This is a genomic window from Alcanivorax sp., from assembly GCF_040118815.1.
GTDB lineage: Bacteria > Pseudomonadota > Gammaproteobacteria > Pseudomonadales > Alcanivoracaceae > Alcanivorax.
Genome location: NZ_JBEDTC010000009.1, coordinates 136,373 through 156,729 on the forward strand (window position 1 = coordinate 136,373; position 20,357 = coordinate 156,729).

The 20,357-nt window shown below is 57.9% G+C and carries 20 protein-coding genes; 18 read left to right on the plus strand and 2 right to left on the minus strand.

All coding sequences use genetic code 11. The features are described 5' to 3' along the window. Nucleotides 1-18: 18 nt before the first annotated feature. From ABNH18_RS07135 to murB, 7 genes are all read left to right on the plus strand, one after another. Complete coding sequence (locus ABNH18_RS07135; protein WP_039925832.1) at nt 19-648, plus strand: MotA/TolQ/ExbB proton channel family protein; 630 nt, start codon at nt 19-21, stop codon at nt 646-648. After that, complete coding sequence (locus ABNH18_RS07140) at nt 645-1,070, plus strand: ExbD/TolR family protein (RefSeq protein ID WP_063519846.1); 426 nt, start codon at nt 645-647, stop codon at nt 1,068-1,070. The genes ABNH18_RS07135 and ABNH18_RS07140 overlap by 4 nt, the downstream gene beginning before the upstream one ends. Beyond that, nucleotides 1,067-2,815 (plus strand): lipid A export permease/ATP-binding protein MsbA, encoded by a 1,749-nt coding sequence (gene msbA / locus ABNH18_RS07145; RefSeq protein ID WP_349382154.1) that lies wholly within the window; start codon nt 1,067-1,069, stop codon nt 2,813-2,815. The genes ABNH18_RS07140 and msbA overlap by 4 nt, the downstream gene beginning before the upstream one ends. Before the next feature lie 9 nt (nt 2,816-2,824). Next, nucleotides 2,825-3,820 (plus strand): tetraacyldisaccharide 4'-kinase, encoded by a 996-nt coding sequence (gene lpxK, locus ABNH18_RS07150; RefSeq protein ID WP_349382155.1) that lies wholly within the window; start codon nt 2,825-2,827, stop codon nt 3,818-3,820. 167 nt (nt 3,821-3,987) lie between these two features. Beyond that, entirely contained in the window at nt 3,988-4,746 is a 759-nt protein-coding gene (gene kdsB, locus ABNH18_RS07155; protein WP_349382156.1) for a 3-deoxy-manno-octulosonate cytidylyltransferase, read from the plus strand. Then, on the plus strand, nt 4,743-5,216 hold the full coding sequence (locus ABNH18_RS07160) for a low molecular weight protein-tyrosine-phosphatase (protein ID WP_349382157.1): 474 nt from the start codon (nt 4,743-4,745) through the stop codon (nt 5,214-5,216). The genes kdsB and ABNH18_RS07160 overlap by 4 nt, the downstream gene beginning before the upstream one ends. Next, nucleotides 5,213-6,256, plus strand: coding sequence for a UDP-N-acetylmuramate dehydrogenase (gene murB, locus ABNH18_RS07165; RefSeq protein WP_349382158.1), 1,044 nt, complete (start codon nt 5,213-5,215; stop codon nt 6,254-6,256). Before ABNH18_RS07160 ends, murB begins: the two co-directional genes overlap by 4 nt. A gap of 371 nt (nt 6,257-6,627) precedes the next feature. Here the strand turns inward: murB and rne are convergent, their stop codons facing one another. Then, a complete protein-coding gene (gene rne, locus ABNH18_RS07170; protein WP_349382159.1) occupies nt 6,628-9,900 on the minus strand; it encodes a ribonuclease E in 3,273 nt (1,090 codons plus the stop codon). 617 nt (nt 9,901-10,517) lie between these two features. On the opposite strand from rne, the gene ABNH18_RS07175 reads away from it, so the two are divergent. The 3 genes from ABNH18_RS07175 to sppA are packed head-to-tail and all read left to right on the plus strand — an operon-like array spanning nt 10,518 to nt 13,134. Further along, nucleotides 10,518-11,471, plus strand: coding sequence for an RluA family pseudouridine synthase (locus ABNH18_RS07175; protein WP_349382160.1), 954 nt, complete (start codon nt 10,518-10,520; stop codon nt 11,469-11,471). Beyond that, entirely contained in the window at nt 11,468-12,157 is a 690-nt protein-coding gene (locus ABNH18_RS07180; protein WP_349382161.1) for an HAD-IA family hydrolase, read from the plus strand. The genes ABNH18_RS07175 and ABNH18_RS07180 overlap by 4 nt, the downstream gene beginning before the upstream one ends. Nucleotides 12,158-12,159: 2 nt before the next feature. Continuing rightward, nucleotides 12,160-13,134, plus strand: a complete 975-nt coding sequence (gene sppA, locus ABNH18_RS07185; protein WP_349382185.1) for a signal peptide peptidase SppA — start codon at nt 12,160-12,162, stop codon at nt 13,132-13,134. An 85-nt stretch (nt 13,135-13,219) separates the two neighbouring features. Here sppA and ABNH18_RS07190 read toward each other — a convergent pair whose 3' ends face one another. Beyond that, on the minus strand, nt 13,220-13,813 hold the full coding sequence (locus ABNH18_RS07190) for a Maf family protein (protein WP_349382162.1): 594 nt from the start codon (nt 13,811-13,813) through the stop codon (nt 13,220-13,222). 136 nt (nt 13,814-13,949) lie between these two features. Here ABNH18_RS07190 and ABNH18_RS07195 point away from each other — a divergent pair, with 136 nt between their 5' ends. The 8 genes from ABNH18_RS07195 (at nt 13,950) to pabC (ending at nt 20,354) form a co-directional block, all read left to right on the plus strand. Next, on the plus strand, nt 13,950-14,465 hold the full coding sequence (locus ABNH18_RS07195; protein ID WP_349382163.1) for a YceD family protein: 516 nt from the start codon (nt 13,950-13,952) through the stop codon (nt 14,463-14,465). A gap of 33 nt (nt 14,466-14,498) precedes the next feature. Beyond that, the gene (rpmF, locus tag ABNH18_RS07200) at nt 14,499-14,687 is read left to right on the plus strand and encodes a 50S ribosomal protein L32 (RefSeq protein ID WP_007151009.1); all 189 of its coding nucleotides are present in this window, start codon (nt 14,499-14,501) and stop codon (nt 14,685-14,687) included. A gap of 211 nt (nt 14,688-14,898) precedes the next feature. Further along, entirely contained in the window at nt 14,899-15,915 is a 1,017-nt protein-coding gene (gene plsX, locus ABNH18_RS07205) for a phosphate acyltransferase PlsX (RefSeq protein ID WP_349382164.1), read from the plus strand. A 115-nt stretch (nt 15,916-16,030) separates the two neighbouring features. Further along, a complete protein-coding gene (fabD, locus tag ABNH18_RS07210) occupies nt 16,031-16,960 on the plus strand; it encodes an ACP S-malonyltransferase (RefSeq protein WP_349382165.1) in 930 nt (309 codons plus the stop codon). Nucleotides 16,961-16,962: 2 nt separating this feature from the next. Beyond that, the gene (gene fabG / locus ABNH18_RS07215) at nt 16,963-17,694 is read left to right on the plus strand and encodes a 3-oxoacyl-ACP reductase FabG (protein ID WP_349382166.1); all 732 of its coding nucleotides are present in this window, start codon (nt 16,963-16,965) and stop codon (nt 17,692-17,694) included. Nucleotides 17,695-17,880: 186 nt separating this feature from the next. Beyond that, nucleotides 17,881-18,114, plus strand: coding sequence for an acyl carrier protein (gene acpP / locus ABNH18_RS07220; RefSeq protein WP_007149764.1), 234 nt, complete (start codon nt 17,881-17,883; stop codon nt 18,112-18,114). A gap of 189 nt (nt 18,115-18,303) precedes the next feature. Further along, entirely contained in the window at nt 18,304-19,542 is a 1,239-nt protein-coding gene (gene fabF / locus ABNH18_RS07225) for a beta-ketoacyl-ACP synthase II (RefSeq protein WP_349382167.1), read from the plus strand. After that, nucleotides 19,542-20,354: an aminodeoxychorismate lyase gene (gene pabC / locus ABNH18_RS07230; RefSeq protein WP_349382168.1), complete on the plus strand. Its 813-nt coding sequence runs from the start codon at nt 19,542-19,544 to the stop codon at nt 20,352-20,354. The genes fabF and pabC overlap by 1 nt, the downstream gene beginning before the upstream one ends. The last annotated feature ends 3 nt before the right edge of the window (nt 20,355-20,357 follow it).

Sequence of the window (20,357 nt, forward strand, 5' to 3'; positions counted from 1 at the left end):
GCAAGGGGAGAAGTTAAGGTGCAGGATCTTGTGCAGTCCGGAGGCTGGATGATGCTTCCGATCTTGATCTGTTCGGTGGTGGCGCTGGCCATTGTGGTAGAACGTTTCTGGACCCTGCGGCCCAGCAAACTGGCGCCGGCGGATACGGTGCCCCAGGTGCAGACGTTACTTAAACGCGGCCTGTTAAATGAAGGCAATCTGGTGAAGCTGCGCGACAGCTCGCCGCTTGGGCGTATTTTGGCCACTGGCCTGGCTAATGCCCGCCATGGTCGCGACATCATGAAAGAAAGTATTCAGGAAAGTGCCACCGGTGTGGTGCACGAACTGGAGAAATTTCTCAGTACCCTGGGCTCCATCGCAGCGATTACTCCGCTGTTGGGCTTGCTGGGCACCGTGGTCGGCATGATCGATGTGTTTGCGGCCATCATGATTCATGGCACCGGTGACGCGGCACAGTTGGCTGGCGGTATTTCCCAGGCACTGCTGACCACTGCAGCGGGCTTGGTGGTTGCGATTCCGGCGATCTTCTTTCATCGATTCTTCGTGCGCCGGGTAGAAGAAATTACCGTGGAACTGGAGCAAAGCGCCGTTCACGTGGTGGATCTGGTACACGGTGATCGTGAGGCAGAACCGGGAGAGAAGGCGTGAAATTTCCCCGGCCCAGCCAGGAGGAAATCAGCGTTAACCTGACACCCTTGATTGATGTGGTGTTTTTGCTGCTGATTTTCTTCATGGTATCGACCACTTTTGATGACAAGACACAGTTGTCGATCACCTTGCCGGAAGCCGATGGCGCTCCGCAGGCTCAGGTTGATGATCAGGTTGAAGTGACGATTACCTCCACGGGCGATTACCTGGTGAACGGCGAGAAGCTGGCGGCCAGTGACAGTAATGCGTTGCGCACTGCGCTGTTGCGCCTTGGTCAGGATAAAACGGATCAACCGTTGCAAATTTATGCGGACGCCAATGTGGCGTATCAGGCTGTCGTGCGTGTTTATGACGTGGCCGGGCAGCTGGGTTTTGTTAAGCTGTCGCTCACCACTCGCGAATCACCCAACGAGGCACAATGACTCAACCCCTTTCCTCTGAGGACGTGTGGCCTACCTATAAGCGGCTACTGAGCTACGTCCGTCCTTACTGGTTCATGCTGATTATTAGCGTTATTGGCTATGCCCTGTATGCCGGGACCCAGGCCGGGGCTGCACAGCTGGCCGGTTACCTGGGGGAAACCATCGTTAACCCGACTGATGCTCGCGTGCTGATCGTATCGATCGCGCCTCTGGTATTGGTGATATTCCAGGGCTTGGGTCAGTTCATGGGCAGTTATTCCATGAACTGGGTGGCTCAACAGATTGTGTATGTGCTGCGCAATGATGTGTTTGGCCATGTGCTGAAATTGCCCCAGTCCGAATACCACCGCAATGCATCCGGGCGCATCATGTCGAAGATCATCTTTGATGCGCAGCAGGTCACCAGCGCCGGGACGGATGCCATCATTGTGATCATCCGTGAAGGCCTCACGGTGATTGGCCTGTTCGGTTTTCTGTTATGGCAGAACTGGAAGTTGACGCTGATTCTGGTGGCGGTGGCGCCCTTGATTGCCTTGGTCATGAATGTGACCAGCAAACGTTTCCGTAAAATCAGCCGTCGCATTCAATCGTCTATGGCAAACATTACCCATTTTCTGGGTGAAGCCATCGAGGGTAGTGGCGAGGTGAAGATCTTTGGCGGCCAGAAACAGGAAGCGGACCGGTTCCACAATGTTAGCCGCAGTTTTGCCAAGCAGAATGTGAAGCTCAATGCCAGCAAGATTGCCAGTACTGTGATCGTGCAGTTGTTCGTGGCGATGGGCATTGGGGCCATTACCTATCTGTATATTCACTTGATGGGTGAAGACCTGACAGTGGGGGGGTTCCTCTCCTACATTGCCGCCGCTGGCATGATCCAGAAACCGCTCAAGCAACTCACGGATGTGAACGTGAAAGTGCAGCGGGGCGTAACCGGTGCGGCCAGTCTGTTTGAACTGCTGGACACCAAGCAGGAAGTGGATGCTGGCACCTATACTGTGGCCACCAAGGCTGACGGCAATATCGAGTTCCAGGGTGTAACCTTTGGTTATGACCCGGCGTCACCGGTAGTGCGGCATCTCAACTTTTCCATCAAGGCTGGTGAGACGGTTGCGCTGGTGGGGCGTTCCGGTGCAGGTAAAAGCACCATCAGCGCCATGCTGCCGCGCTTTTTTGATCCGGATCAGGGGCGCATTCTTCTCGACGGTATTCCCCTGGATGAGTATCAGCTTGGTGAGCTGCGCAACCAGATCGCCATGGTCAGCCAGCGGGTGGTGCTGTTTAACGACAGCGTGCGAAACAACATTGCCTACGGTGAACTGCGCAGTGCGGATGATGCCACTATCATGAAAGCGGCACAGGACGCCCACGCCTGGCGTTTCATCGAACAACTGGAGCACGGTCTGGATACCTTGCTGGGTCAGGACGGTGTGCAATTGTCCGGTGGCCAGCGGCAGCGAATCGCGATTGCTCGAGCGCTGCTCAAGGATGCGCCGATTTTGATTCTTGATGAAGCAACAAGTGCGCTGGATGGCGAATCTGAACACCACATCCAGCAGGCGCTGGAACAGGTGATGGAAGGGCGTACTACCCTGGTCATTGCCCATCGCTTGTCTACCATCGAAAAAGCGGACCGTATTATGGTGCTGGATCAGGGGCAGTTGATTGAGCAGGGCTCGCACCAGGAATTGCTGGAAAAGAACGGGCTCTATACGCAGATGTACCGGATGAATTTTTCCGAGGAGTAAGCGGGCGACATGGGGTCACTGAGCGAATGGATTCAACAGGGTTGGTATAAGGGCAGTCCCTGGCTGGTTCCGCTGCGGCCTCTGTCTGCGCTGGTGTCTTTTGAGGCGCGGCGCCGTCTGCAACAATTTAGAAAACAACGCCCAAGCCCTCCTGTCCCGGTGTTGGTGGTGGGCAATATCACCGTGGGCGGTACAGGCAAAACCCCATTGGTGATTGCGTTGGTGAAAGCGGCGCGCTCACGAGGCTTGAAAGTGGCGGTGGTATCCCGCGGCTTTGGCGGTAAAACCGAGCAGTATCCCCAGCATGTGTCTGCTAGCAGTGATGCGCTGGAAGTCGGGGATGAGCCTGTGCTGATTGCTCGCCGTACCGGGGCTCCTGTGGTGCTGGACCCGGACCGACGCAATGCGCTGGATGTGGCCATCCGCGAATACGCCCCGGATCTGGTGATCAGCGACGATGGTTTGCAGCATTATGCTCTGCCGCGCAGCGCCGAAGTGGTGGTGGTGGATGGTCAGCGCGGGCTGGGTAATGGTCGCTGTTTGCCGGAAGGCCCATTGCGTGAGCCAGCTACCCGGCTTAAGGAAGTGGATTTCGTGATCAGCACTGGCGGTGGCTGGACCGGGGCTTACCCGATGATCATGCGCCCGTCAGGCATGACCTGCCTGGCCGATGATCGCACCCTGAGCCCGGACGATTTTTTGCGCCAGCATCCCCAGGTGCATGCCGTGGCCGGTATCGGTAACCCCAAACGTTTTTTCAATTTGCTGAGCATTCTCGGTTTGAATGCGACGCCCCACGTTTTTCCGGATCATCATGCTTACCAGCCGGCGGATCTGGCATTTTCTGATGGTTTACCTGTGCTGATGACAGAAAAAGATGCGGTGAAATGTGCTCCCTTTTCCGAACCCCACTGGTGGTTTCTTCCTGTGACCGCGAGCTTGCCGGACGGGTTGCTGGATCAGATGATTGATCGGGCGCTGGGAGTGGACGGTAAAGAGGGTTGAAAGTGTAAAGTTCAAAGTTGAAAAGTGCCTTCAAGGCGGGAGTGACTCCAAGGCTGTGCTATCAGCGCGGAATGGAAAATTATCAAAACCCACGCTGAACATCTTCGCGTTTTAACTTTGAACTTTACACTTTCAACTCTACCCAGATTTTGTTGCCGAGGTAGTGAATGAGCTTTTATGTAGTGGTGCCGGCGCGGTATGCGTCTACCCGTTTACCGGGCAAGCCGTTGGCGGATATTGCCGGCAAAACCATGGTGGAGCGGGTAGCGGAACGCTGCCAGCAAAGTGCTGCTGATCAGGTCTATGTGGCCACTGACGATGCCCGTATTGCAGATGTGCTGGCTGACACCGTGCCCGTGGTTATGACCCGGGCGGATCACCCCTCCGGGACGGACCGCCTTCAGGAAGTGGCGGCAAAGCTGGAGCTGGCTGACGATGACATTATCGTCAATGTGCAGGGTGACGAGCCATTGATTCCGCCGGCGGTGATTAACCAGGTGGCGATGAATCTTGCTGATAATCCGGACTGCCAGATGGCTACCTTGTGTGAACCCATTGAGCACGCGAACGATCTGTTTAATCCGAATGTGGTGAAAGCCGTGTTCGATGACAAGGGCAGGGCGTTGTATTTTTCCCGGGCACCGGTGCCTTGGCATCGCGATGCGTTTGCGGATGGTAAACAGGACATGTCCGGTGGCCAGTGGTGGCGCCATATCGGCATCTATGCGTACCGTGTGTCTTTCTTGCACCAGTATGTGCAATGGCAACCCGCCACCCTGGAGCAGCTGGAGTCCCTGGAGCAGCTGCGGGCCATGGCCAATGGTGTGTCTATCCATGTTGAACCGGCCTCTGAGCCGGTTCCCGGTGGGGTCGATACCCAGGCGGATCTTGATCGTTTGCGAGCAGAGTTGGGAGGCGAGAAATGAGCGTGTCGGTATTGTTTGTCTGCCTTGGCAACATTTGCCGTTCGCCTACGGCGGAAGTGGTATTCCGCGAGCGCGTAAAGGCCGCCGGCCTGGAAGACCGTATCCGCATTGATAGCGCAGGCACTGGCGATTGGCATATCGGCCGAGCCCCGGACCCGCGAACCCAGGAAGCGGCATTGCGACGGGGCTACCCGATGGATGCGTTGCGTGCCCGGCAAGTCAGCCCGGCGGATTTTGCTGAATTCGATTGGGTGCTGGCCATGGATGACGCCAACCTGGTGAATCTGGAAGCCATGCGTCCGGCATCGTATCAAGGTACTGTGGCCCGTTTTTTGGACTACGCACAGCATACATCGGTGCGGGAAGTGCCTGATCCTTATTATGGTGGCGAGGACGGTTTCGACACGGTTCTGAACCTGATTGAAGATGGTGCTGACGGCTTGTTGGACCGTGTGCGGGAGCAGCTGTGAGCCAGTCGTTGCCGCCTGCCGATTCGTCTTCCCAGCTGTGTGATGCCGACCTGACAGCGCTCAACACCTTGCGCTTACCAGCACGGGCCCACCGCTTGGCGCGCCCGTCCACCGTGGATGAGTTGGCGCAGGTATTGGCCGAGCGCAATCCTGCGGAGCCGCTCTTTGTCATCGGTGAGGGCAGTAATCTGGTGATCGGTTCAGACCTGCCAGGCTTGACGCTGAGCCTGGCCATTGATGGCATGGTGCAGGTAAAGGAAGACGATGTGCATGTCTGGATTGCGGCGGGTGCCGGCGTGCATTGGGACGATCTGGTGGCTTGGACCGTTACACAGGGCTGGCAGGGGCTGGAAAACCTGTCTTTGATTCCAGGCACCGCTGGCGCAGCCCCTTTCCAGAATATCGGCGCCTATGGGGTCGAATTGTCCCAGGTGCTGGAGCAGGTGACGGTGCTGGATGTGGTCACGGCTCGCGTCGAACATTTTGCGGCGGATGAGTGTGAATTTGCCTACCGGGATAGTCGGTTTAAAAGTCGCGACCGGGGCCGTTATATCATTACCGGCATTGAGCTTCGTCTGCGCAAGCAGCCGCGTTGTGATGTGCGTTACGGGCCGCTCCAGGCAGCTTTCGGTCACCTGCCAGAACATGAGGTTTCGCCAGTGGCGGTGCGTGAGCGGGTGATCGCGGTACGGCAAAGTAAACTGCCAGACCCAGCAGTATTGGCCAATGCCGGCAGTTTCTTCAAAAACCCGGTGGTGAACGGGGCGGAGGCTGATGCCCTTAAGGTGCGTTTTCCTGACTTGGTGGCGTATCCGCAACCGCAGGGTGTGAAGCTTGCTGCCGGTTGGTTGATTGAGCAGGCCGGCTGGAAGGGCAAGTGCCTGGGCCCGGTTGGTATGCATAGCGAGCAAGCTCTTGTACTGGTCAATCACGGTGGGGCAACCAGTGCGGATGTGATGGCCTTGGCCGACGCGGTTCGTGCCGATGTGCTGGAGCAGTTCGGCGTGACATTGGAGCAGGAACCGGTGTTGTTGCCGTAGTAGTCCCCGTTACCGATTATCTAATCGGTAAATCACTAGACGGCTGACGTCGAACGCGTTCATTCAAAACCTGATGCCCTTTTACCTCTATTCGAAATGACTCTGCCGCTGCTTGAAGCGGTATTCGGCCACTATGCGCTGTAAGAAAGTCACGCCTGGTGTGCGTGAGCGGCGTGGTGGTTCGCAGAGCAAAAACGTACCGGGATAACGACAGCCTCTCAGGCTGTATGTTCTTTACGTCAGGCCCCGGCATCGAGCGTCCGGCAGCTCGCGAAGTTGGCCAAACTGCTAAAAACGTGATGCTCCTCTAACCCTCGACTAACCACAAAAAAGCCCGCACGAAGCGGGCTTTTTTGTGGGTGGGGCTTTCCTCAAGACTCTGAGGGAGGCTCCGCTTGGGCCTTGGCGGCTTCCTGAGCGGCTAGCTGCTCACGACGACGCTGGCGCGGGTCGTTGCTGGCACGGCCTTGCTCGGCGGCGGCGGGTTTGGCTTCTGCCTTGACCGCTTTCACTTCCGTGGCACGGCTGGGCAACTCATTGCTGGCCGGGGCCGGTTTGGGCTTTTCTTCCGCCTGGGGGGCCGGGGCCGCCGGGGTCGGTTTGTAGCCCGGAGAGCGCGGATCATTGCTGGCCCGGCTTGGGGTTGCCGGCTCGGCGGCGGGAGCGTCTGCTTCTGCTTTGGGAGCTTCGGCCTCTACCGCTTTTTCTGCCTGCTTTTCCTCTACCGGCTTGGCCGGAGCTGGTACCTCTGCCGGTTTGACTGCTTCCGGTTGAGCTGCTGCCGGTGCTGTCGCAGCGTCTTTGGCAGCTTCAGCTTGTGGAGCCGGCTGCGCTGCTTTCTCGGCATCGGCGGTTTTCGGCGCGTCAGCCTTAGGCTGCTGCGGCTGGCTTTCGGCAACCGGCTTTTCCTGCGCCGGAGTAGCGATAGCAGTGTCACTGTCACTGGTTGCCGGCTGAGCGCTGGCCGGTTTATCGTCCTCGGCTTTCGGCGCGGCGGTGTTTTGCGCGGCCGGGGCCTTGGTGGCCGGTTGTTGCTCAGCAGCAGGTTGCTGCGGCTGAGCCGGTGCAGCGGTTGGTTCCTGCTCCGGTTCAGCTGCGGCTTGCGGCTTGCTGGCAGCCGGTGGTTGCTCGTTTGTCTGAGCAGCCTTGGCCACTTCTTTTTTAGCCTGATCGTCGGTCTTCGTTTGCGCAGATGGCTCCTGTGCCGGTACCAGCTTGGCCGGTGGGTGACCTTCATCATCCACGGGCGCGGGCTGCTCGTTACGCACACGGGCTGGTTTGGGCGCATTGTTGCGCTGCGGCTTGTCCGCAGAAGCTTGAGCTACCGCATTCTTGCCGTCGCTATTGTTGTCCCCTTTGCCTGGACGCTGGCGTTCGCGCAGCGGACGATCGTCCTTGGCATCGGTGCGGCGTGGGGCTTTCGGGCCCTTGTCGCTGCCTTTGCTGTCGGCGCTGTCAGCAGCATTGTCCGGCTTGCGGTTGTTACGCGGTTTGCCGCCGTCATTTGCCTTGCTGTCGGGCTTGTTGTCGTTACGATTTTCGTTACGAGCGTCGCCACGATTGTCGTTGTTGCGATTGTTACGACGGTTGTCGTTACGGCCGCGACGTTCGTTGCGGTTGCTGTCGTCTTTGTTGTCGCCACGGTTGTCGTTGCGATTCTCGGACGAGCGATTGTCCGCCTGACGGTTATCGTTCTTGCGGCCTCCGTCTTTGTCGTTCTGGCGCTTGTTGCGGTTATTGCGATTGTCGTTATCGCCACCTTTGCCGCCATCACGCTTGTTGCGGTTGTCGCTCTTGCCGCGGTTATCGTTGTTACGGTTGTCGTTGCGGTTGCGGTTGTTGCCACCACGGCCACGGGTGTTTTGCTGCTGGCGCTGCTTGCTGTCGCCTTTGCGTTGGGGCTGTTCTTTCTTCGCTTTGGCAGGCTTGGGCTCAGAAGTGAAGACCTGGGCCAGCCAGGTGAACAGGCGCGCCAACAAGCCCAGGTTCTGTGCTTGCGGGGTCGGTGCTGCGGCGGCTGCCGGTTTGGGCGGCGGTGCGGCGGTGTCCGGTGCCATCAGTTTGACGGCCGGCTCCTGGGTTTTGATTTCCGTGTCCTGGGCGGAGGCGATGTCTGCATCCTTGTTGCCCTCCAGCAGATCCATTTCATGGCTCAGCTGAGTGGATGTCTGGTCATCACGGATGCGCTCCACTTCGAAGTGGGGCGTGTCCAGGTTCTGGTTGGGAATGATCACTACGCGGACGTTGTGGTTCTTCTCAATGGCGCGCAGGGGATCACGCTTCTCATTGAGCAGGTAGGTGGCAACGGCCACCGGCACCTGGGCTTGAATCTCGCCAGTGCGCTCTTTCATCACTTCTTCTTCGATAAGACGAAGGATGCTTAGCGCCAGGGATTTCACGTCACGGATGTGGCCTTGGCCGTCGCAACGGGGGCAGACGATGCTGGACGTTTCACCCAGGCTTGGACGCAGGCGCTGACGGGACAGTTCGAGCAGACCGAAACGGGAGATGCGGCCCAGCTGAATGCGTGCGCGGTCCTGTTCCAGCGCATCGCGCATGCGGTTTTCCACGTCACGCTGGTTGCGAGCGGGGCCCATGTCGATGAAATCGACCACGATCAGGCCGCCGATATCCCGCAGTCGCAGCTGCCGGGCAATTTCTTCGGCGGCTTCCAGGTTGGTGTTCAGGGCGGTTTCTTCGATATCCGCGCCCTTGGTGGCACGGGAGGAGTTGATGTCGATGGAGACCAGTGCTTCCGTCGGGTCGATGACAATGGAGCCACCGGAAGGCAGCTTCACTTCGCGCTCAAAGGCGGTCTCAATCTGCGACTCAATCTGGAAACGGGAGAACAGCGGGGTCTCGTCGTCGTACAGTTTGATCTTGTGCTGGAAGTCCTGCATCACCTGCTGAACAAAGCCTTGAGCTTCGTCGTAGACTTTCTTGGAGTCGATCAGCACTTCGCCGATATCTTTGCGCAGGTAGTCGCGGATGGCGCGGATGATGACGTTGGACTCCTGATAAATCAGGAAGGGCGCCTTGCGATCCTGGGAGGCATCGTCGATGGAGGTCCACAGCTTCAGCAGGTAGTTCAGGTCCCACTGCAGTTCTTCGGCACTGCGGCCAAGCCCGGCGGTACGCACAATGACGCCCATTTCATCGGGAATGGTCAGTGCGCCCAGCGCTTCTTTCAGTTGCGCGCGCTCTTCCCCTTCGATACGACGGGAAATGCCGCCGGCACGGGGGTTGTTGGGCATCAGTACCAGATAACGGCCAGCCAGGCTGATAAAGGTGGTGAGGGCGGCGCCTTTGTTGCCGCGCTCTTCCTTGGCCACCTGAACGATGACTTCCTGACCTTCCTTGATGACTTCCTTGATGTTAACGCGACCCTGGATGTCCTTGGGGTCTTTCTGGAAGTACTGGCGGGAGATTTCCTTGAGGGGCAGAAAGCCATGGCGCTCGGCGCCGAAGTCGACAAAGGCGGCTTCCAGGGACGGTTCGACCCGGGTGATCTTGCCTTTATAGATGTTGGCTTTTTTCTGTTCCCGTGTGCGGTGTTCGATATCCAGGTCGTACAGACGTTGTCCGTCGACCAGTGCCACCCGAACCTCTTCAGGGTGAGTGGCGTTAATAAGCATACGTTTCATGGTGCTACCACAAGTTTGTGGTGGCATGGGGCAGGGCCGGGTGTAACCGGTAGCAGACCAGGGGGAGTGCTGTGGCAGGCATGTCACGGATTGGGCGCACGCTGTGCGTGTGAATCGCTTTCCTTGGTGATCGTTTTGCCTGAGTTAGCGGCTCTCCGAGTTGTGTGCAATGTTTAGTGCGTAATCATGCTGGCAGTTGGCCAGTCTGTAATGCTTCACGCGATTGCCGTGGTTATTATCACACAGCAATGTGTAAACTCTTGTCTGTCTGTTTTCCAGGTCATTTGACCGGCGCTGCAGGCCACCATCGTTAATGTTCAGGGCCCGTTTTCGGGCGCTGTAAATGGGTCTTCTGCAGCGTGAGCCCAGTTCCGTGTGGGTATTTCCCGTGTGGAAGGTGGGCCTAACGCTTTTTCTGTGACCTGGGGGCGGGCTCTGTCTTCATCGGCTGTAGCCGGAGAGGGCCGAACGGCGAATGTTCGCTGCGCGTCGCCGTTGCCTATTCAGGTCGACGCTTGACTATAGCAACAAAAGGCCAGCCGGATCAATCAGATAGATTGCTGAGCTTCGCCACGGTAGATGCAGACTTTTATCCCGATCACGCATAGAATCGCGCCATGTCAGAAGATACCCCCGCAGCAAACCGCGTGACGTTTGTCACCATAGATGAAGGCCGGCACGGCCAGCGCCTGGATAATTTCCTGTTTACCCACCTTAAAGGGGTACCCAAATCCCGTGTTTACCGGATTATCCGTTCCGGTGAGGTGCGTATTAACAAGGGGCGCGTCAAGCAGACCACCCGGCTGGCCAGTGGTGATGTGGTGCGTATTCCGCCTATCCGAACCAGTGAATCCGCCGCGCCGCCGGCGGTGAGCGAAGGGTTGGCTGAGCGCTTGCGACGGGCCTGTGTCTATGAAGATGACCAGTTGTTTATTTTCAACAAGCCTGCAGGGCTGGCGGTGCATGGTGGCAGTGGCGTCAGCCTGGGCCTGATTGAGGCCTTGCGGGTGATGTACCCCGGTGAAAAGGAAATGGAGCTGGTGCACCGCCTGGATCGCGATACCAGTGGCTTGATCATGGTGGCGCGGCGTCGCTCGTTTTTGCGCAAGTTACAGCGCCTGATGCAGGGCGGCCAGGTGGAAAAGCGTTATTGGCTCCTGTGTCAGGGCTTTAAAGGCAAGGAGCGCACCCTTGATGCGCCCCTGCTGAAAATGATGAATGGCAACGAGCGCATTGTGCGAGTCTCCCGTGAGGGCAAACCCTCGGTGACCCATTTTCGTCTGCTCGAGCGCTTTGCTCAGGCCCAGTTGGTGGAGGGCACGCTGGAAACCGGGCGTACTCACCAGATCCGGGTGCACAGCCAGTTTGGCGGCTTTCCGCTGCTGGGGGATGACAAATACGGGATTGCCAAAGGGGAGGCGCTGTTGGCTGAAATCGGTCGTCGTCGCCTTTGCCTGCATGCCCGTACCCTGGTATTCGTGCATCCAAATACGGGCAAGCGACTGACTGTGACCGCACCGCTGGATGATGATTGCGAGGCCATTCTGGCGGCCCTGCGGAGTCAGCAATGAATAGTGCTCGCCCTTATGACCTGGTGATTTTTGATTGGGATGGCACGGTCATGGATTCCACCGGCCGTATTGTCAGCTGCATGCAGTTGGCGGCGCTGGATTTGGAGTTGCCTTCCCTGGCGGATCCAGTGGTGTGCAGCATTATCGGGCTGGGACTGCCGGAAGCTATCGCTACGCTTTATCCGCAGCTGGACGGTGACGGGGTGGAAGCCATGCGTGATCGCTATGCTTTTCACTTTATTGCCGCCGAGCAGACACCCAGCGCCCTTTATCCGGCGGCGGAACAGGTGCTGATTCACTTGCGTGAAAGTGGCTTTAAGCTGGCGGTGGCCACTGGCAAGAGCCGCAAGGGGTTGCAGAGAGTGTGGGGAAATACCGGTCTGGACCGTTATTTTCATGCCTCCCGCTGTGCCGATGAAAGCCAGTCCAAGCCGCATCCGGCCATGGTGCTGGAGCTGCTGGAGGCCATGGCTGTGCCGCCAGAGCGGGCTGTGGTGGTGGGTGATACTACATTCGATCTGGAAATGGCCCGTGCTGCCGGTGTTGACCGCATTGGTGTGAGCTACGGTGCCCACCCGGTTGAGCAATTGCTCCCGTGCGAGCCGTTGGCTGTGATCGACAGATTGGACCACTTGTTGCCGCTGGTGGGATTGGCGGCGTCTGAGTTTGTAATGGAGAGTGTGTGACTATGGAAAATCAGCCATCTTCCCAGCCCCCGCAGAATGAGCGGGAATGGAAGCTGATCGAGAAGTTGCTGGGTCAGGCCCAGGATGAGCAGCGTAAGTCTCGCCGTTGGGGCATTTTTTTCAAGGCGCTGACCTTTGTGTATCTGTTTACGATATTGGTGATGGTGATTCCGGGCAAAACCGGTTCTGCGGTGACCATGGCGGAAGATCATGTGGGGATTGTTGACGTCAACGGTGTGATCGCGCCGGATCAGGATGCCAGTGCGGATTTGATCGTCACCGGCCTGACGCGGGCGTTTGAAGCGGAAAATACCACGGCGGTGTTGTTGAAGATCAACAGCCCGGGCGGCTCTCCGGTGCAGTCCAACCAGGTGTATAACGCCATTAAGCGTTTGCGTGCGCAGTACCCGGAAAAGAAGGTGTACGCGGCAATTACGGATGTGGGCGCCTCTGGGGCGTACTTTATCGCGTCCGCTGCGGATGAAATCTATGCCGACCCGGCCAGTATTGTCGGCTCCATCGGTGTGATCATGGCCGGTTTTGGCCTGGAGCAAGCTGCTGACAAGCTGGGCGTGGAGCGTCGTGTGCTCACCGCCGGTGAGAACAAGGATTTGATGGACCCGTTCTCGCCGATTAAGCCGTCCCATCGCAAGCATGTGCAGACCATGCTGGATGACATCCACCAGCAGTTTATTACTGCCGTGAAGGAAGGGCGTGGCGATCGCCTGAAAGTGGATGGCCACCCGGAATTGTTCTCGGGTTTGTTCTGGACCGGCGAGCGGGCTTTGGGGCTGGGGCTGATAGATGGCTTAAAGAGCCCGGGTGAAGTGGTTCGTGAGGTTGCGGGGCAGGAGGAAATGCTCAACTACAGCTCTAGCCGTTCCCCCATGGAAGAGTTTATCCGCCGTTTTGGTGTGTCGATTGGTGAAGGCATGGCGGCCCAGTTGGGGCTGAGTGCGTCACCGGTGATTCGTTGAAATACAGCTGCTAGCTACGAGAAGCTAGAAGCTAGAAAAGGCGAGTTCCGAAAAGCGAAACAGCGTTCGGAGCTCGCCTTTTGCCTTATATAGGTAGCTGAAGCCCTTCGGCGGCCAGGAATTCTGTTAGCACAATTAAAGGCAGGCCGACCAAGGTGTTCGGGTCGCGACCTTCCAGTGCCTTGAACAAGACAATGCCCAACCCTTCGGATTTGAAGCTGCCGGCACAGTTTAATGGCTGTTCGATATCCACGTAGCGTTCAATCTGTGCCGGTTTTAGGGTGCGGAACTGCACATGGAAGGGGTCGCAGACGACCTGGCTGCGGCCGGTGGTTGTGTTGAGCAGGCACAGGCCGGTAAGAAACGATACCCGCTGCCCGCTGGCGGCGCTGAGTTGGCGAATCGCGGTGTCCCGGTCGCCGGGCTTGCCCAGCACTTGGTCGCCGATGACGGCGACCTGATCAGAGCCGATGATCAGCGTGTCCGGGTGCTGGTTCGCCAGTGCCAGGGCTTTTTCCCGGGCCAGACGCATCACCAGAGCGGTGGGGGACTCATTCTTGTGCCGGGTCTCGTCGATATCCGGGCTCTGGTGGATAAAATCCAGCTTCAGCTTGTCCAATAATTGCCGCCGAAAGGGCGATGAAGAGGCGAGTAACAGGGTGGGTGTCTGGTCAGTCATGGGGGTCTCCGCGCGTTGCGGGGGCAAGTGTAAGGATTATTTTTTCATGACGCACGAAAAACCCTGTTGACTCAGGTGCTTAGTGCCTCACATTAACTTTGACAGCGGGGCCTCACGGCCCTAGAATTGCGCGCTTATGTTTTCAGGGCAACTGCCACAGTTCCTCGATCCTCGCAAATATGCGGATCAAGGTCGCGTCGTTGAGGGCCAGCTTACCGTTGGAGACCTGCCTCGCCTGCAGGAATACCGCGAAAGTCTGGACCAGCCAGTAGCTATATCACTGGCGTTCGATCGTGATGAAGAGGGGCATCGGCGTATCAAGGGCGAGGTTAGCACCGTATTGGTGCTGCCATGTCAGCGCTGCCTGGAGCCAGTGAATTATTCCGTTACCGCCCGTATTGATGTGGCGCTGGTGTGGAATGAAGATCAGGCCAAGGCATTGCCGGAGCGACTGGACCCCTGGTTGGTTGGCGAAGAACGCATGGTTCTCACCGATCTGATCGAAGAGGAGCTGTTGCTGGCCATGCCGTTGGTGGCACTGCATGACCCTTGCCCGACAGCTTTGCCGCATGATCGCGGTGAACCTGAGAAACACGAAAACGCGGATAATCCTTTTGCCGTGCTGGCCAAATTAAAAGGTCAAGGCAAGTAAATTCAGGCTGAATAAACGCCCGAGGAGCTCGAAATGGCTGTTCAAAAGAACCGTAAAACCCGTTCCAAGCGCGGCATGCGCCGCTCTCACGATGCGCTGCCCGCCGCTGCGCTGACTGAAGACACCAACACTGGTGAAGTGCATCGTCGTCACCACATTTCTCCGGACGGCATGTACCGCGGCCGCCAGGTGATCAGTCAGGGTGAATCTGACGACGAATAAGTTGTATAAAAACGGGAGCTGCGGCTCCCGTTTTTTTGTGCCTGATGGGTTCTGCGCTGCCCTGTGCAGTAAGGTTCCGTCCTGCGGGCACCCCAAAATCCTCCTTCGGGAGGATTTTTTGTAAGTGGATTTGTGATTGGATGCGGGGAGATGTCGCCGGCGGGCGAATTTTGTCAGAATGCCTCCAAATTTGAATACAAGGAAGCAGCCCATGCCGGTTGTGACGCTAGCTGTGGATGCCATGGGAGGCGATCACGGCTTGTCCGTGACGGTGCCCGCCGTGGCAGCCATGCTGTCTCGCCACGCGCACATGCACATCATTTTGGTCGGCCAGCCAGAACCCTTGGCCGATGCCTTGTCCCAGGCGGGTATCGCCGACCATTCTCGAATTACTGTCCAGCCCGCCTCTGAAGTGGTGGCCATGGATGATCCGGTTGCCATTGCTCTGCGGCAGAAAAAAGACTCGTCCATGCGGGTGACCATCAATATGGTCAAGGAAGGGCGTGCCCAGGCGGCGGTCAGTGCCGGCAATACCGGTGCCTTGATGGCGGTGAGCCGCTTTGTGCTGAAAACCCTTCCCGGCGTAGACCGTCCCGCCATTTGTACAGCGATTCCCACAGCCAATGGCCACTGTCATATGCTGGACTTGGGCGCCAATGTGGATTCCGAACCCGCGCACCTGTTGCAGTTTGCCCTGATGGGCCAGGCGGTAGTGCGTGCTGTTGATGGCGTAGAGCATCCTCGGGTGGCGCTGCTCAACATCGGTGAGGAAGACATCAAGGGCAATGAACAGATTAAGGAAGCGGCCGGCCTGTTGCGCGGAGCCGACGACCTGAACTATGTCGGTTTCGTGGAAGGCAACGGCATTTTTGCCGGCGAAGCGGATGTGGTGGTCTGTGATGGCTTTGTCGGGAACGTTTCGCTGAAAACCATGGAAGGCGTGGCGAAAATGATCGGCAATATGCTGCGTGAAGAAATCAAACAATCCTGGCTGCGCAAGCTGTGCGGCCTGTTTGCCTTGCCGGTTCTTGTCGGCTTGAAAAAGCGCATGGACCCGGACCATTACAATGGCGCCAGCCTGGTGGGCCTGCGTGGGGTGGTGGTGAAAAGCCACGGTGGCACCAGCAAGGAAGGGTTCGCCTGCGCGCTGGAAGTGGCGCAACTGGAGGCGCGGCGTAATGTGCCCTCGTTAATCAGCGATGCACTGGGTCAAGCCAGCGCTGACTGAAATTCTGTGTCGGGGCCGGCTGGCTCCGTCTATTCATACTTTGTTTCAGGCCCGACCGGACAGCGAAAGCGAAAGCCGGCATACTGCGGCCTGCCTATTTTTAAGGGGATGTTGAATGTCGAAGACAGCCTTTATTTTTCCCGGTCAGGGTTCCCAGAGTCTGGGGATGCTGAGTGAATTTGCCGAACGTCCGGCAGTGAAACAGACCTTTCAGGAAGCCTCCGGTGCACTGGATCAGGACCTCTGGGCATTGGCCCAGGAAGGACCGAAAGAAGCACTGAATCAAACCGAAATTACCCAGCCCTTGCTGCTGACCGCAGGCGTTGCCCTGTGGCGGCTGTGGGAGCAAAGCGGTGGCCCACGGCCGAATGTGCTGGCCGGGCATAGCTTGGGTGAATACACCGCGCTGACCTGCGCCGGTGTGATCAATCTGGGTGATGCCGTGCGGCTGGTTCGCACCCGTGGCCAGCTAATGCAGCAGGCAGTGGCGCAGGATGAGGGCAGTATGGCCGCGATCCTGGGCCTGGATGATGAGCAGGTTCGCTCTGCTTGTGCGCAAGCGGCGCAGGGTGGAGTGGTTGAGGCAGTCAACTTCAATGCGCCCGGTCAGGTGGTGATCGCCGGTTCCGCTGACGCGGTCGAGCGCGCCATTGCGGCGTGTAAAGAGTCAGGTGCCAAGCGTGCCATGGCACTGCCGGTAAGCGTGCCTTCTCATTGCGCATTGATGAAGCCTGCCGCTGAGCAACTGGCTGATACCTTGAGCGGTACCCGTTTTCACGCGGCTGAGATGCCGGTGATTAACAATGTGGACGTGGCCATGGAAACGGATCCAGAGCAGATTCGTGATGCGCTGATTCGTCAGCTTTATTCCCCTGTGCGGTGGGTGGAAACCATCCAGGCGCTGAAAGAGCAGGGCGTGGGGCACCTCTACGAGTGTGGTCCGGGCAAGGTTCTGTGTGGGCTGGTGAAGCGCATTGACCGCGATATGGCGGCGCGTCCGCTGGAAACAGAGGCTGCTTTCACGGCAGCTCTGCAAGGAGAATAAGAATGTCTGAGAGAAAAGTGGCGCTGGTCACTGGCGCGAGCCGGGGCATAGGCCGGGCGATTGCCGAGCAGCTGATTGCTGATGGCTTCTTTGTCGTTGGCACAGCCACCACGGAAAAAGGTGCGGCTGCCATTGGCGATGCGCTGGGTGAAAACGGTGCCGGCAAGATGCTCAACGTGGCCGACAAGGCGTCGGTGGACGAGACCGTCAAAAGCATCAACGACGAATTCGGTGCTCCTCTGGTGCTGGTGAATAACGCCGGTATTACCCGCGACAACATCATGCTTCGAATGAAGGAAGATGAGTGGGAAGATGTCATCAATACCAACCTGAATTCCCTTTATCGCGTTAGCAAGGCATGCTTGAAAGGCATGACCAAGGCGCGCTGGGGTCGGATCATCAATATCAGCTCGGTGGTCGGCACCATGGGTAACGCCGGGCAAGCCAACTATGCAGCGGCAAAAGGTGGTGTAGAAGGTTTTTCTCGGGCGTTGGCTCGCGAGCTTGGCTCACGTAACATCACAGTGAATTCTGTTGCACCGGGCTTTATTCAGACGGACATGACAGAAGCTTTGCCGCAAGCCCAGAAAGAGGCGCTTTTGCAGGGTATTCCCCTGGGGCGCTTGGGGCAGCCGGCGGAGATTGCCAGTGCTGTTGGCTGGCTGGCCAGTGATGGCGGTGGTTACGTAACTGGAACCACTTTGCACGTCAATGGGGGCATGTTTACCGGGTAGCTCAAAATGTGGGCATCCGAACGTTTCTGGGAAAGCTGTCTAATCGACTGTTTTCGCAGAAGAAAATATTTGGAAAAACTTCAAGGAGCCGCATCGGTCCAGTCGGCTTGCAAGCGCAAACAGCGTTCACCTAGAATAGCCGCTGACAGGTGCTAGCACACCATTAATCAGGAGAGTAATACGATCATGAGCAGCATCGAAGAACGCGTAAACAAAATCATCGTTGAGCAACTGGGTGTTAAGCCGGAAGACGTAAAATCTGAAGCGTCCTTCGTTGAAGATCTGGGTGCAGACTCCCTGGACACCGTTGAGCTGGTGATGGCCCTGGAAGAAGAATTTGAAACCGAAATTCCGGACGAAGAAGCTGAGAAAATCAGCACCGTCCAGTCCGCTGTGGATTACATCAAAGCGCACAGCTGAGTTCGGTTGATCGAATAACAGAAAAGCCGCAGGTTCCATGAGCTTGCGGCTTTTTTGTGGCCAGAATATTGGTGGTGGCAAGTGACGTTTTCTTACATTACGGCAAGCAGTTATCGGGCTGTATGTAGTATCTTGTCGCATTCAGGCTCCTTTTGAAGGGCGCCAAAATAATGGATTGGGAGGTATCGGGTGACGTCACGTCGAGTCGTTATTACAGGGTTGGGAATGCTCACGCCGCTGGGAGTCGATGTGACTTCTACCTGGGAAGGGATCAAAGCGGGCAAGAGTGGCATTCGTAACATCGAACACTTTGATACGGAGCCTTTTGCTACCCGCTTTGCCGGCCTGGTGCCTGACTTCGATATTTCCGAGTACCTGACCCCCAAAGATGCTCGCAAGATGGATGTCTTCGTGCAATACGGGCTGGTGGCGGCCATTCAGGCGGTGCGTGATGCGGGCCTGGATATGGAAAAGGAAGACGCCGAGCGCGTGGGGGCTGCCATTGGCTCCGGTATCGGCGGCCTCACGAATATCGAAGACAACCACCGCAAGCTGCTAGATTCCGGTCCCCGCAAGCTGTCTCCTTTCTTTGTGCCCGGCACCATCATCAACATGATCGCGGGTAATCTGGCGATCATGTACGGCATGAAAGGGCCCAACTTTGCCACGGTAACGGCGTGTACCACCGGTACCCATAACATTGGGTTTGCCGCCCAGCAGATTGTACTGGGCCAGGCGGACGTGATGGTTGCCGGCGGTGCCGAGAAGGGCTCTTCGCCGTTGGGCCTGGGCGGTTTTGCCGCAGCCCGCGCGTTGTCCACCCGCAACGATGATCCGCAGGCCGCGAGCCGCCCCTGGGACAAGGACCGGGACGGTTTCGTGCTGGCTGATGGCGCCGGGGCGGTGGTGCTGGAAGAGTATGAGCACGCCAAGGCCCGTGGCGCCACGATTTATGCCGAGCTGGCCGGTTTTGGTATGAGCGATGATGCCTATCACATCACCTCGCCGGCTGAGGGCGGCGACGGCGCCATGCGGGCCATGCGTAATGCGCTTCGCAATGCCGGTGTCGAGCCGAATCAGGTGGATTACATCAATGCCCACGGCACTTCCACGCAGATGGGTGACGTGGCGGAAGCTATGGCGGTGAAAACCCTGTTTGGTGACCACGCCTATGAAGTAGCGGTGAGCTCTACCAAATCCATGATTGGCCATTTGTTGGGCGCAGCGGGTGCAGTGGAAGCGATTTTCTCGATTCTGGCCATGCGTGATTCGGTGGCGCCGCCCACCATCAACCTGGATAACCCGGATGAAGGCTGTGACCTGAACTTCGTGGCGAACCAGGCACAGGAACGGGATATCAATTACGCGATGTCCAACTCGTTCGGTTTCGGTGGTACCAACGGCACCTTGCTGTTCAAGAAGGTGTAATGCCACTGGATCCCCGTGACCGCGGCCTCGCCTACGGCGACGGTGTTTTTGAAACCGTGCGCGTGGCCGCTTCCGGCGAGCCGCCCTTGTGGCCGCGGCACCGTGCCCGCCTGGCCGCAGGTCTGCAGGCGCTCGGTATTCCGCTGCCCGATCCATCCCGACTGGACGCAGCCCTGAATGAAGGTATTACGGCGCTTTGCGGCGAGGCCGGGGTGGTTAAGCTGACGGTCACCCGCGGCGTCGGTGGCCGTGGCTATTTGCCGCCTTCATCGGCAAAACCTACGGTCCTGTGGCAAAGCGGGGCGCTGCCCGTCTGGTCCGAGCGGCATCGCCGCGAAGGGTTGGTATTGGGACTCTGCCAGACGCCGCTGTATCCTGACCCGTTGGCAGGATTCAAGCATTTGAACCGTATCCCACAGGTAATGGCACGCCGTGAAGTAGCGCGACAGGGTTGGGACGAGGGGTTGCTGCTCAATACCCGCAGACAGCCGCTGGAAGCGACCGCAATGAATCTCTTTGTCCGGTTTGCCGATCACTGGTGGATGCCGGATCTGGCTGCCGCCGGAACTGGTGTGGCCGGCGTGATGCGAGCGCACCTGTACGACACGCTGCGCCAGCGCGGCGAAAAGGTGGTCTGCGATCTGCGGCCACTGTCACAGCTGCGTACTGCCGAGGGGCTGTTTCTGTGTAACAGTGTTGTCGGCGTGCTCGCGGTGCGTAAACTGGCGCAATGGCATTGGCCGGTGCTGACATCGGTCCAGAAACTGCAACAGTCGACAGAAACCTTTTTGGCCGGCTCACTGAAGGGCTAATAA